At 43.7% G+C, this 10,804-nt stretch carries 10 protein-coding genes and 1 tRNA gene; 5 read left to right on the forward strand and 6 right to left on the reverse strand.

The genetic code is table 11. The features are described from left to right. Positions 1-12: 12 nt before the first annotated feature. Positions 13-1,527, reverse strand: coding sequence for a uroporphyrinogen-III C-methyltransferase (gene cobA, locus NIES208_RS08355; RefSeq protein ID WP_075891650.1), 1,515 nt, complete (start codon positions 1,525-1,527; stop codon positions 13-15). A gap of 123 nt (positions 1,528-1,650) precedes the next feature. On the opposite strand from cobA, the gene NIES208_RS08360 reads away from it, so the two are divergent. Next, entirely contained in the window at positions 1,651-2,343 is a 693-nt protein-coding gene (locus NIES208_RS08360) for an ATP-dependent Clp protease proteolytic subunit (protein ID WP_075891652.1), read from the forward strand. An 80-nt stretch (positions 2,344-2,423) separates the two neighbouring features. Further along, complete coding sequence (locus NIES208_RS08365; protein ID WP_075891654.1) at positions 2,424-3,026, forward strand: ATP-dependent Clp protease proteolytic subunit; 603 nt, start codon at positions 2,424-2,426, stop codon at positions 3,024-3,026. Between the two features lie 253 nt (positions 3,027-3,279). Here the strand turns inward: NIES208_RS08365 and NIES208_RS08370 are convergent, their stop codons facing one another. After that, complete coding sequence (locus tag NIES208_RS08370) at positions 3,280-3,609, reverse strand: sll0565 family protein (protein ID WP_075891656.1); 330 nt, start codon at positions 3,607-3,609, stop codon at positions 3,280-3,282. 28 nt (positions 3,610-3,637) lie between these two features. Next, a tRNA-Leu gene (locus NIES208_RS08375) sits at positions 3,638-3,719 on the reverse strand. Between the two features lie 125 nt (positions 3,720-3,844). On the opposite strand from NIES208_RS08375, the gene NIES208_RS08380 reads away from it, so the two are divergent. Together NIES208_RS08380 and cobT are read left to right on the forward strand one after the other, a co-directional pair. After that, positions 3,845-4,591, forward strand: coding sequence for a COP23 domain-containing protein (locus NIES208_RS08380; RefSeq protein WP_075891658.1), 747 nt, complete (start codon positions 3,845-3,847; stop codon positions 4,589-4,591). Positions 4,592-4,665: 74 nt separating this feature from the next. Next, entirely contained in the window at positions 4,666-5,775 is a 1,110-nt protein-coding gene (cobT, locus tag NIES208_RS08385; protein WP_075891682.1) for a nicotinate mononucleotide-dependent phosphoribosyltransferase CobT, read from the forward strand. Positions 5,776-6,164: 389 nt separating this feature from the next. On the opposite strand, the gene NIES208_RS08390 is transcribed toward cobT, so the two are convergent. From NIES208_RS08390 to NIES208_RS08400, 3 genes are all read right to left on the reverse strand, one after another. Next, entirely contained in the window at positions 6,165-6,467 is a 303-nt protein-coding gene (locus tag NIES208_RS08390) for a hypothetical protein (protein WP_075891660.1), read from the reverse strand. Between the two features lie 898 nt (positions 6,468-7,365). Beyond that, positions 7,366-8,031, reverse strand: coding sequence for an SDR family oxidoreductase (locus tag NIES208_RS08395; RefSeq protein ID WP_075891662.1), 666 nt, complete (start codon positions 8,029-8,031; stop codon positions 7,366-7,368). 337 nt (positions 8,032-8,368) lie between these two features. After that, entirely contained in the window at positions 8,369-8,746 is a 378-nt protein-coding gene (locus NIES208_RS08400) for a DUF1823 family protein (protein ID WP_075891684.1), read from the reverse strand. A 422-nt stretch (positions 8,747-9,168) separates the two neighbouring features. Between NIES208_RS08400 and NIES208_RS08405 the strand changes: the two genes are divergently transcribed. Continuing rightward, positions 9,169-10,752 (forward strand): choice-of-anchor I family protein, encoded by a 1,584-nt coding sequence (locus tag NIES208_RS08405; protein ID WP_075891664.1) that lies wholly within the window; start codon positions 9,169-9,171, stop codon positions 10,750-10,752. The last annotated feature ends 52 nt before the right edge of the window (positions 10,753-10,804 follow it).

Here is a 10,804-nt window from a genome sequence, read left to right on the forward strand (position 1 = left end):
GCTCATAGCTCTTCACTGTTTTTCTTCTTGGGCTAAGTTTTTGATAATGGCATCTCGTAGTCCATTGAGGGTATATTGTTCGGCTTCGATATCGACTCGCCCAAATATTTCTAGACAGGTTTGTGATGTTAGTGGCCCGATAGAAGCCAGTTTTATATTTTTTAGTAAGTGGCGATCGCCGCCATTTTGCTGTATTAAAGTCCAAAAGTTTTTTACTGTTTTCGAGCTAGCGAAAGTCACAATTTTAATGTGCTTATTTTGCAATGCTTGCCAGACTTCCCCGGGCACAGAGTGAGGACAGCCAGATTCATAGGCTGGTGCTTCGACGATTGTTGCACCCTGCGCCGTTAGCTCTTTGACTAAAATGTTTCGTCCGCCGGTTTCGACACGGGGAAACAGAATTTTTTGATGGTCTAAGGCTTCTGGAAAATTTTCGACTAGGGAATCTGCGACATAATCTGGCGGAATGAAGTCGGCTTTTAATCCTTCTTGTTCTAGAAATTTTGCGGTTTTCGTCCCGACTACGGCAATTTTGAGATGGCCCAATACCCGAGCGTCTTTCCCTAGAGCTCGCAATCGTCTAAAGAAGAATTCTACGCCATTGGCTGAGGTCAAAATCAACCATGAAAAAGTCTCAATCATGGCGATCGCCTGATCAAGAGGCTCCCATGTGGAAGGCTCACGAATTTCTAGGGCTGGCATTTCGAGGATATTTGCACCAATTTCGGTTAGTAATTGCCCAAACTCACTAGATTGCGATGCCGCACGGGTAATTAAAATTGTTTGGCCAGCCAAAGATGTTTCACTAATTACACTCATATAATCCGGTCTCAGATTCACCACTTGACCCACAATAATCACACAGGGTGAAAGCTTTTTAGCAGATTGGGTTCGCTGTGTAATTGTACTTAACGTTCCTGTCCAAACCTGCTGCTCCCATAAGCCTGCCGCCTGCACCACCGCTATCGGAAAATCCGGCGATCGCCCCTCATCTTGCAAACGTTGACAAATATCACCTAATTTTCTGCCACCCATCACAAAAACCAACGTATCTAATTTTGCCAGAGCCTTCCAATCAAACGCATCAAGATTGTGGGCAGTCCCCGCAAAAAAACCAGCACTCAGTTCTTTGTGAGTTAACGGAATTCCAGCTAATAATGGTGCAGCCAAAACCGAAGAAATACCCGGCACAACTTCAAACTCACAACCCGCCTCACTTAACGCGACAACTTCTGGGTGCGATCGCCCAAAAATATACGGATCACCCCCCTTAAGCCGCACCACTCGTTTTCCTGAGTGAGCGTGTTCCACCAATAAACGATTAATCTCTGTTTGAGGCGTACTTTTTTCACCGCCACGCTTACCCACATAAACCCGCAAACACTCTGCTGGCAATAAATCTAGTAACTGTTGCGAACCTAACGCGTCATAAATAACCACTTCCGCAGACTCAAGGAGCGATCGCCCCCATACCGTCAAAAAATCGACACTACCTAAACCTGCCCCCACCAAAAATACCTGTCCCATATGACCTTCAAGCTAAACCACGGTATAACCTTGCGTTAAAATCAGATACTAGAACAAAATCAGACAAAAATACCTCGAAAACCTAACCTAGTCAGGTTAACGTCGAGATTCGTCATAAAGCATATGAACTCACCGATTCAGGCTGTCCAAGCACCCTACAGAGGTGGTGGTGGCGCGAACTATCGCACCCCACCGCCAGACCTACCGTCCTTACTTTTAAAAGAGCGCATCGTCTACCTTGGTTTGCCCCTCGTTTCTCCAGACGAATACAAAGACCAAATCGGTGTCGATGTCACAGAACTCATCATCGCCCAATTGCTATTTTTGCAATTCGATGATCCCGATAAGCCCATCTTTATGTACATCAACTCCACCGGTACATCTTGGTATGGCGGCGACTCCATCGGTTTTGAGACAGAAGCCTTTGCGATCTGCGACACCCTGAACTACATCACTCCGCCTGTCCACACTATTTGTCTTGGTCAGGCGATGGGAACTGCAGCCATGATTCTTGCCGCTGGTACAAAGGGTTGTCGAGCTAGCTTACCCCACTCGACTATTATTTTGCACCAAGCCCGTCAAGGCGCTCAAGGACAAGCTTCCGACATTCAAATCCGCGCAAAAGAAGTCATCGACAACAAGCGCACCATTATGGAAATGATGTCGAAATATACCGGGCAAGCGGTCGAAAAACTCGAAAAAGATACTGACCGAATGTTCTATATGACACCAGAACAAGCCCTCGAATACGGCATTATCGACAAAGTTTTGGAAAGTTCTCAGGACTTACCGACACCTGTCCCCGCCCTGTCCTAAAGCAATAAAAATATCACTTTCATTTTTACTGCTTTTTCGTTTACTACAGCCAAATCATCTAGAACAAGGTAAAGAAACCCATGCCTATCGGTGTCCCAAAAGTTCCGTATCAAATGCCCGGTCAGCCCTATTCTGACTGGATCAATATTTATGATCGTCTCTACCGTGAGCGCATCATTTTCCTCGGTCGTGGTGTCAACGATGCTTTGGCAAACCAAATTATTGCCATCATGCTTTACCTCGACTCCGAGGATCCCAGCAAGCCGATCTATCTCTACATCAACTCCCCCGGTGGTTCTGTAACTGCGGGCTTGGCAATCTACGACACGATGAAGCACATCAAGTCTGAAGTTGTCACCATTTGCGTGGGTCTTGCAGCTTCGATGGGTGCATTTTTGCTCTCTGCGGGTACAAAGGGTAAGCGTCTCGCACTGCCCCATGCCCGCATCATGATTCACCAACCCCTCGGTGGTACTCAAGGTCGTCGCCAAGCGACAGATATTGAGATTGAAGCGAAGGAGATTCTCCGTATTAAGCAGCAACTCAATGAGCTAATGGCAGAGCACTCCGGCCAGACGGTTGAGAAGATCGAAAAAGATACTGATCGTGACAACTTTATGTCTGCACAGGAAGCGATGGAGTACGGTCTCATCGATAAAGTGATTGAAGATCGCCCTGTCTAAGGGGTCAAATTTTTAGATTTTTCAAACTAAATTAACGAAATAGTCCCCAAGTCTTTCTACCAGAGCGCTTGGGGCTTTTTTTATAGATATTGCGAATAAGGATTAAAACGTTTCTTTTTCAGTGAGAATCAGAAGTTGATTGTTCGTAAATTGTGCAACTAATCGAAACCCCTTCCCCCCTCCGGGAATCTTCCCCAAGGAAGGACAAAAGCTGTCTGTATTTTTAAATCAGAGTTACGATAGGGCAATCAGGCTAAAGGCTGGTGCGTAAAATCCAACCGATTAAGATACCAACTCCGGTAAAACGAACAATTTGCCAAAAGGGTTCTTGCCACTTGAGGAGCTTGCTTTCTAGCTTTAACTCAAGATCTTGAATTTTTTCGATGATTAAAGAAAGTTCTGTTTTGAGGGATTCCTGCTTAACGATATGTTCAGCCTGATCCAAAATTTCTAGTTGAGATTCTCTCAATTCGGCGATTTCTTGTGTCGCGTCACAAATTTCTTGATATCGCAACTTCAAAGACTCTAATTCTTGCTCGACATCGGCGATCGCCATCTCAAGTTCAGAGTCTGGAAAATCCATAATAAAAGGATTAGTTAATCTAAAAAAATGCGGACGGAGAGACTCGAACTCTCACGCCGTAAGACACTAGAACCTAAATCTAGCGCGTCTACCAATTCCGCCACGTCCGCTTGCGTATTAGCTTGGTAAATATAGCATAGCGATTCTCAGCTACACAAGGGGAACTTGCAAAAGATCTTCTGCGTCTGAAAAGGCAAGTTGATTATCTGGTTGGTTTAGTTTGGGACTATATACAATGACACAACGTTCGCACCGTCACAGTTTTCTAAAAGTTGGTATTGTTGCCCTTGAAATATTAGGTTTTGCTGCGGTTTCGGCGATCGCCCAAACACCTCCAGATGTCGTTATCGAGTCAGAACCAGAAGTTGATTCAGGCACAGTGGTTATTGATGGCGAGCAGCGTTTCGTCTGCCAGTACAACCAAGGTGAATATACGGTCATGTATCAGCCTGAAAGCCAACCTGGTGAAACCTATGCTTGGGCAGTGCCCGATGATATGGGTGGTGGCTGGACAGCTCAACGTCGTTGCAATGAAATTAGTCGCCGTCTCGAAATGTATCGTGCTGACGGTTTAGTCGAACTCACCACAGGTCGCGAAAATAACTACGACATTGTATGTGTCACCACCGAAGCGAATAATAGCTGCCAAATTGTCTTTACTGTCCCCCAAGGACAAAACGCGATCGCCACCCGTGATGCCGTATTTGAAAACTTAGCGACGGCAGAAGACGGCATTCAAACCCAAGGTGTAAATACCTTTGGCAGTCGACAGAATAACAACAATATTTTGGGACAAATCTTTGGTATTTTTGGCGGTAACTCTAGCCCTGTGACAACGTCTTCTAGTCGATTCAGCAGCGGCATTAATCTCAAGCCTTTTCTTGATCCTAGTGATGGCGGTACTGGCACAGCGTTGACCAGAGGTAATAACGTCGCCCCAACATCCCCTAGCCGTCAGCTTAACCCCGATTTATTCCGTTAAGTAACTGGCTGATTTACAAGCCCATCGCCCACGAAAAAGTCCTATGATTTTGGGCACAGTGCGGGATGGGCAACATGATTAAAATCTATACTCAACAGCAGCGGGGTGAAGCTTGGTTAGAAAAATACCGCGATCGCCCTGTCGTTTTTGCATGCGGACTAGGATTCACTGAAACTGCTTTAATCCCCCATATTTCTGCCGCAGGGGCAACGTCAGAATCTAGAAAATACACGGCGATCGCCGATGCGGAATGTGTTCATCGTGGTTTCAATGAGCAAGTCACTTATCCACTACCCCCCTTAACCGTTGGTGCATCACCAGCCATTTTGTCGCGGGCAATTATTGAAAGTTACGACATTCCAACTTTTTTATTTAATACAGGTTTGGCGATCGCCCCCGATGCAAAAGCAGTTCCCCTAATTGATGTTGGCGGACAGGCGGCAAAATGCGTTTCGACGGGACAAGCACTCCCATTAGAGACTGTTCAAAATCTCTTTGAGGAAGGTTTAGCGTGGGGTAAAAAATTAGCGGAAAAATATTCGGGGCGATCGCTGGTTCTCGGAGAATGTGTCGTCGCCGGAACCACTACTGCTTTAGCAATCCTTACTGCTCTCGGATATGACGCACAGGGCAAGGTAAATAGCAGTCACCTCAAGTGCAATCACGCTTTGAAATGGAATATCGTGCAAAAAGGTCTTGCCAAAGCATCACTTTTATCTTCAATAGATCCCTTGAAAATTGTTGCTGCAGTAGGCGATCCGATGCAGATTTTTATCGCAGGGATGGCGATCGCTGCCAGTCAAATCACAGGCGTTCTCCTCGCGGGCGGCACACAAATGCTAGCCGTCTATGCATTAATGAAGGCGATCGCTGACTTTCACTCGCAGACATTTCAAGCGCAAAATATCATCATCGGCACAACTCGTTGGGTGGCAGAAGACCCTACTGGAGACACTGTCGGTCTAGCGGAGGCAATCGGCGGTGTACCACTACTTGCCACTCAACTGAGCTTGCAACGCTCCAGATTTCCACAACTTCAGGCTTACGAGCAAGGCTATGTGAAAGAAGGAGTCGGCGCTGGCGGCTTGAGCTGTGCTGCAACATTTGGCTATCAAGCACAGCAAGCAGAATTACAGGCAATTATCGAACGTACATTAGCTGCCTATGTCATCCATCAACCCTAAAAAACTAGCGGCGCGGCAAACAATTTTGAATTAAAGATGCATTAATTACACAAAAAACAACCATCAGATCAGTAAACTGTGATGCCGTCATAATGTGAGGAAACATAACTTAAACACTCCAAAACTCACAGACAATTATCTTAAAATAAGAAATATTTTGACTGTGTTACTACTTCCCAAAAAACAATGACATTCAAGTCATATTACGAAGTCATTTAGAAAAACTATGATGTTTCTAATACTCTAAATCTAAGTTTGTACTGTCGTAATAGCTGTGATTTAGATCACTAATAAAACAATGAAAATTCAGAGATTAAAGTCTTGTAGATTACTCAATATTTTATTCTGCTTATCCACGAAAATTTGTCGAAGATCAAAAAAACTTTAGACTATCGTAAAACCTGATGAGCAAAATCATTGATGGGTTTAAGTAAAGACTGAACTTTCGTATTCTTAGACTGCAAAAAACCGGCAGGATCTACATAGCAATCACGCCACCAATATATATCGAGGGAATAAAGAGCACTTAAAATAGTTGAATAAGATTCAGGCATCTTCTCTTCAAGATCCTTCGCCAAAATTTGCATCACTACACTACAAATGCGAATGTAAGAAATAGCTCTTTTGGATAGGGGTAAACTTTCTTCGTTCAATTTTTGTTTTGCTTGGTTTAAACTTTCAATCTCCGCCATTTGTTTAGGGCTCACCCGCCAAATATCTACAGGAGACGAGTCTATTGATATGCTCATCATCGTATTAAATAAACATGTGTAGTTTACTGGGAAAATATTTTCCGATAATAGTATTTTCCTTTAATTTAAAGAAAAAATCAGTGATATAGAAAGTGCTACACACTGAACTACGTCAGCTCCAAACAAGTTTTGTATTACCAAAAAGATTAATATTGATCGGATATTTTTGTGACTAAAATCACTATTGTACGACTTTAAAATCACAAAAAAAGCACTCTATAGTCAGAGGGCTTTTATGTGGCAGGGAAGATTTTAATTGCTACTCGTTTCCTGAAAATTTACCTTGGTTTCTAAGGCAAAAAAAGACAACTAGGAAGCTTAGAAAAAATATTTTCTTGTGTTTTATTCCTGATGAAGGGTTTAATCGATGCAGTTTTATTGGTTTACTTTTTTTAGCCGTGAGTTGGTAGTAGCCAGCTTAATAAAGGAGCGTAAATCACACAAAACACAGTGAAAATACCAGTGAATTGTAAAACAGAGATAATGTCAGCAGTCATAGTTGGGAGCCTCTCAAGAAAGAAATTGTTGTTTGTTTCCTATATTCAGATTATGGGGCTTACTTCCGGAAAGTTCTGTGATGCGATCGCCCGATAAATCATGTACTGTATCAAGCGACTGTTGTTTTTAAATTACATGAAATAATGCTGTAAAAAACAAAAGAATGTGATTTTGGTCACAAAAAAAGTCCCAAACCCTAAATGATGGTAGCATTGGAACTTCCGAACAACAATTTCTTCACTTTTATATTAAAAAAAATTCTGTTGAAATACTGGTGTGAAACCCAAATAAATGGGTGTGGTTATCCGAGACTTTGTTATTGTTTTAGCGAAAAATATTTTTACCAAGGTAGAACTTCGCCCTTTGCATGCCAAAATGTGCCGGTATTGTCTAGATTTAAAGCATTAATACGCTTTAATAAGCCCTTAACTGATTCTTCAGTGGTGATACCATCATCGCGAAAGCCTGTCATACGGGTTTTTACAAGACCGGGATGTAAAATTCCTACTGCAATGCCGTGGGGCTTCAAGTCTACAGATAAGGATTTGCCGGCCATTGAAACGGCGACTTTTGACATCCTGTAGCCGTAGGAACCGCCAGAAGTGTTGTCATCAATGGAGCCCATACGACTGGTCATGATAATGACTTTTGAACCTTTACTCAGATTTGGCAGTAAAGCTTTGGTGAAACGCAATGTACCTAGGGCGTTAACCTCAAATTGTTTCCGCATACTTTCAAAATCTAAGTTGTCGAGACTAATGCGCTCCACAATTCCTGCATTGTTGATGAGTACATCTATCGGGGTGTCTTTTAATTTTTTAGCTAAAGTATCAACCGACTTATCAGAAGTGATGTCAACGCCTGTTTCAATTTGTACACCTAAAGCATCTAGCTCCTCTGAACTATCTCGGCACACGGCGATCGCCTGATCGCCCTGTTCTTTAATTTGCCGGCAATATTCCAAGCCAATACCGCGATTTGCCCCTGTAACCAAATATGTTGCCACTATTATGTTTCTCCATAGCCTTTGATAACCGTTCTATTGTGCCCATGTCTTCGCTGACCTTGGGTCTAAAAACAGTAAAACTCCCCCAATGGAGGAGCTTCACCGGAATTGTTGCTCAAGTCTACTGCTGTTGAATGAATAGCGACCAATCATGACATCTAGTCAAGGGTAGAAATTCTGCTAAGAAAGAATGGAGAAAGAAAAGATTACATGTTGCTTGTATATATGAGTATCTATCTTTTTGGTTACTGTCGAAGTGACAAAGATATGCTCGAAAAGTGAAAAATATCAGGCGATCGCCCCCCATAAAAACACGACTCAAACGGACTAAGCTCACTCATACATCCAGTAGATTATTTTGCGCCATATAGCTCAGGAGCCAGCCAGCCATCGTTGCCCGCCGCGTTAAACGAGGCACAAGCTGATCAATCGTGTAGCCCTGAAAACCAAGCTTTTCCTTTAATAATTGCTTATTAGGTTTAGGAATAGACCGCGTTAACTGCACCGTTGCCGGGCGACTTTCAATAAACAATGGCGGCTCCGGATATTTCTCTTGCCATACCGGCTCGACTAAATCATTATTCCAAGCTTGCGTCGTCTCATCAAAACGGTAACCAAGATAATGCCAGACCAAACGGTGTACCGTATCATCATCAAGGCGCTCATCCACAATGCCTTGGACTGTCTCGGTTGTAAGTGGCGGCAAATCTGACATTGTTGCTAAAACCCTCAACATTATTCAGCTAAATAAATTTGTATCTCATTTTGACATAGGTCAGTTCTAAAACAGTTCTGTGGTTTAAAGTTTGAATGTCTCCAGTAGACCTCTTGCATAAGTCTTAAACTTTCTTTCTCTCTTGGGAGGGGCTAGGAGTGGGTTGCAATAGGGTTATGCAACTTACGGAAGCCCCTTTCGCCTTCGGCATCTTCCCCAAAACAGGATATGTTTAACCGGTTAATTTACTTTTGCAAGAACTTCAGTAAAGTCACCGCGCACAGTATTTTTTAGATAAAGAAAAAGCTCTTCAGGCTCAAAAGGTTGGATTAATCAACTTTAAACCTATCCTTAACCCCAAAAAGCAACTTCCCATGTGACATTAAACGGAAAATCTTCTAAATACTTCCGGATTCAAATTCATGAACATCAAAACACTTTTGGGATTGTGTCTCACTCCCGCTACTATTTTTTTCGGAGAGGTTGCCACAGCAGAAATCCGTCTCACCGCGATTGGTCGCTACAGCACAGGTGTTTTTGACGATAGCGCTGCAGAAATTGCCACCTTTGATCCGGGGAGTAATAGATTATTTGTCACTAATGCTGCCGAAAATCAAGTTGATGTTTTAGATTTAGCGGATCCTACCAATCCAACTTTGGCCTTTAGTATTGACGTTGATTACAATATTAATAGTGTGTCTTTCTATAATGGTGTGCTCGCGGCGGCAGTGGAGGGGGAAAGCGCCCAAGACCCCGGTACTGTTCGTTTTTTTGATGGGGCAGGCAATTTATTAAATACGGTGATGGTGGGTGCATTGCCGGATATGGTGACCTTTACGCCCGATGGCATGAAGGTGTTGACTGCCAATGAAGGTGAACCTAGCGAAGATTACACAATTGACCCGGAGGGTTCTGTCAGCATTATTGATATTTCCGCAGGTGTCGAAAATGCGACGGTGACCACTGCGATGTTTACTGCTTTTAATGACATGGCCATGGAGAAAGGCATTCGTGTGTTTGGGTTGGGGGCAACTTTAGCTGAAGATGTGGAGCCGGAATATATTGCGGTTTCTGCGGATTCGACGATGGCTTGGGTCACTTTACAGGAGGCAAATGCTCTTGGTGTGGTGGATCTGACAGCGGGTGAAATTGTTGATGTCGTGAATTTAGGCGTTAAGGACTATAGTCAGCCAAGTAATCGCCTCGATGCGAGCAATAAAGATGATGCAATCAATATTACCAACTACGATAATTTATTTGGTTTGTACCAACCTGATGCGATCGCCGCCTATGAGGTGAATGGGGAAACTTATTTGGTGACGGCCAATGAAGGGGATTCTCGCCTACGACCCACGGGTGACGATGAGGTTGAGGGCTTTGAAGAGGGGGATATTTTTAATGAAGAAAGTCGCATCGGCAGGCTAGATCTTGACCCAACGGCTTTTCCCAATGCGGAAAAACTACAGGATGATGCGGTGCTCGGTCGCCTCAAAGTGACAAACACAATGGGTGACACTGATGGTGATGGCGATTTTGATGAGCTGTATGCCTATGGCGGTCGCTCTTTTTCTATTTGGCGTAGTTCTGGGGACTTGGTTTTTGATAGTGGTAGTCAGTTTGCAGACATTACTGTGGCTCTCTTTCCAGAACATTTCAACTCGACCAATGATGAGAATGGTTCTTTCGATGACCGCAGCGATGATAAGGGTGCTGAACCGGAAGGGGTAACAGTTGGGATGATTGGCGATCGCCACTATGCCTTTATTGGTCTAGAGCGCATGGGCGGCATCATGGTTTACGACGTGAGCGATCCGATGGCTCCCTTCTTTGTTACCTATGCCAACGACCGGGATTTTAAGGGTGATGCAGAAGCCGGTACAGCAGGAGATTTAGGCCCTGAAGGTTTATTGTTTATTCCTGCCAACGATAGCCCTAACGGCGAAAATCTCTTAGTTGTTACCAGTGAAGTTAGTGGCACCGTTACTGTTTATAGCGTCACTGAATAACGTCAGTTATGGATAAGAATGTAGCCAAAATTCTTTAGAGAAAAGGAGACAC

The organism is [Limnothrix rosea] IAM M-220 (assembly GCF_001904615.1).
Taxonomy (GTDB): domain Bacteria; phylum Cyanobacteriota; class Cyanobacteriia; order Cyanobacteriales; family MRBY01; genus MRBY01.

Bases quoted from the DNA above. Each gene is read 5' to 3' on its own strand.
- NIES208_RS08365 (WP_075891654.1), top strand. From the start codon at position 2,424: ATGCCTATCGGTGTCCCAAAAGTTCCGTATCAAATGCCCGGTCAGCCC.
- cobT (WP_075891682.1), top strand. From the start codon at position 4,666: ATGATTAAAATCTATACTCAACAGCAGCGGGGTGAAGCTTGGTTAGAA.
- NIES208_RS08400 (WP_075891684.1), bottom strand. From the start codon at position 8,746: ATGTCAGATTTGCCGCCACTTACAACCGAGACAGTCCAAGGCATTGTG.
- NIES208_RS08380 (WP_075891658.1), top strand. From the start codon at position 3,845: ATGACACAACGTTCGCACCGTCACAGTTTTCTAAAAGTTGGTATTGTT.
- NIES208_RS08360 (WP_075891652.1), top strand. From the start codon at position 1,651: ATGAACTCACCGATTCAGGCTGTCCAAGCACCCTACAGAGGTGGTGGT.
- NIES208_RS08390 (WP_075891660.1), bottom strand. From the start codon at position 6,467: ATGGCGGAGATTGAAAGTTTAAACCAAGCAAAACAAAAATTGAACGAA.
- cobA (WP_075891650.1), bottom strand. From the start codon at position 1,527: ATGGGACAGGTATTTTTGGTGGGGGCAGGTTTAGGTAGTGTCGATTTT.
- NIES208_RS08405 (WP_075891664.1), top strand. From the start codon at position 9,169: ATGAACATCAAAACACTTTTGGGATTGTGTCTCACTCCCGCTACTATT.
- NIES208_RS08370 (WP_075891656.1), bottom strand. From the start codon at position 3,609: ATGGATTTTCCAGACTCTGAACTTGAGATGGCGATCGCCGATGTCGAG.